This is a genomic window from Neobacillus bataviensis LMG 21833 (assembly GCF_000307875.1).
GTDB classification, from domain to species: Bacteria; Bacillota; Bacilli; order Bacillales; family Cytobacillaceae; genus Neobacillus; species Neobacillus bataviensis.
This window is the reverse complement of sequence record NZ_AJLS01000028.1, coordinates 1-570: the sequence shown is the minus strand read 5'-3', so window position 1 is coordinate 570 and position 570 is coordinate 1. Positions and strand designations below refer to the sequence as shown.

Genomic DNA, 570 nt, shown 5'->3' with positions numbered 1-570 from the left:
CATTCATGTGGTTTTTGGACCTTACTTCGTTGAAACATATTATGGTAAACCTTTTGCCGAAGTCGATATTACAGCTGAATACGACAAGATGGTGGCTAACCCAGAAATTCGTAAAACACCAATTAATGCCCGTGAGCTTGAACAAGAACTTTCAAAACTTCAACAAGAATCTGGTTATCCTTATATCGTGAATGTCGATACGGTCAATCAAGCTAATCCTGTTGATGGGGTGATTTCAATGTCAAACCTTTGTTCTGAAATCCTTCAAGTTCAAACACCTTCTGTTTTGAATGATGACCAAACTTATAAAGTCGTTGGAACTGACGTTGCTTGTAACTTAGGTTCAACTAATGTCTTAAATATGATGACTTCTAGTGATGAATTTGGAACTTCTGTTGAATCAATGGTTCGTGCTTTAACTTTCATTTTTGAAACTTCAAACTTGGATACTGTTCCAACTGTTCGTAAAGGAAACGATGAAATGCATGCCATTGGGCTTGGAGCAATGGGCTTGCATTCTTTCTTAGCTCAAAATCAAATTCATTATGATAGTAAAGAAGCCGTTGAATT

The 570-nt window shown here is 36.7% G+C and carries 1 pseudogene; it reads left to right on the top strand.

Going from position 1 to position 570, the window contains the following annotated elements:
* Window positions 1–570: pseudogene (locus BABA_RS02500) on the top strand (class 1b ribonucleoside-diphosphate reductase subunit alpha); the annotation flags it as partial.